The sequence below is a fragment of the Massilia sp. TSP1-1-2 genome (assembly GCF_049896185.1).
In the GTDB taxonomy this organism is placed as follows: Bacteria; Pseudomonadota; Gammaproteobacteria; order Burkholderiales; family Burkholderiaceae_D; genus Telluria_A.
In genome coordinates this window covers 1-1,037 of record NZ_JAFCTU010000127.1, presented here as the reverse complement: position 1 = coordinate 1,037, position 1,037 = coordinate 1, and the positions used below count along the sequence as shown (strand labels likewise).

General features: G+C 57.6%; 1 protein-coding gene. It reads right to left on the bottom strand.

All coding sequences use genetic code 11. From position 1 onward, the window contains the following. Nucleotides 1-60 precede the first annotated feature (60 nt). The coding region (locus ACP7BV_RS27225) for an AMP-binding enzyme (protein ID WP_426108032.1) at nucleotides 61-1,037 on the bottom strand (977 nt) is incomplete at its 5' end.

Genomic DNA, 1,037 nt, shown 5'->3' with positions numbered 1-1,037 from the left:
CCCAGGAAGCCCGGCGTAAAACCACACAAGAAGATGACTCAGAAAAACTGTTGAAAGGTCTTAACTTGGGTGGATTGCGTTCTCACCCCATACAAAACAATGGCGCAAGCCCTCGTTTTGCTCGACGATCAATTTAAGTGCGTGCGCAAGGTGGGCAGGATCGACATCATGCACTTCAAGCAGCAAAGCAATGTTCCAATGATGTTCATTCGCATTCTTGGCTAACATCTTCTTGTTAGGGAGACTGAACACTAGCTCGCTTCCCCCAGCTACTTTGCCCGCTGCTAATTGAACTGGCTGAAGATCGAGCATCGCTGCCATGTCGGACAAGCGCGCATGCGCGATGAAATCCTTCACAATCAGTTGGTAACCCTGCGATCTCGCTTTCGAGACCAGCGCGATCATCAGTAACGAATGCCCGCCAAGTTCGAAAAAGTCGTCATGGATGCCCACCCGCTCGACCTTGAGCACCTCTGCCCAGATAGCAGCGAGCGCCTGCTCCGTTTGAGTCTGCGGGGCCACATACTGGCGCTGTTGCACACTCACGTCCGGCGCCGGCAATGCCTTGCGGTCAACCTTGCCGTTCGGCGTCAGCGGCAATTGCGCCAGCAGCACGAATGCCGATGGCACCATGTAATCGGGCAGGCTCGCTCCGAGCGTGGCGCGCAGCTGAGAGGCAAGCTCCTGCTCCTGCGAGTCGGTCGCCACATACGCCACCAGGCGCTGGTCGCCGGCCGGAGAAGCCTTGGCCACGACGACAACTTCCTTCACGCCAGCGCACAGCGCCAGCGCGTTTTCGATCTCGCCCAGTTCGATCCTGAAACCGCGCAGCTTGACCTGATGGTCGATCCGGCCCAGGTACTCCAGATTGCCGTCGGGCAGCCAACGCACCAGGTCGCCAGTCTTGTACAGACGCTGTGCGCTGTCGAACGGGCTCAGCACGAATTTCTCCGCCGTCACCGCACCTGGTTTGGGACCAGGGGGTCCAAGGTTCGAATCCTTGTACTCCGACCAGTATTTCTTATGCAGGCTGACAT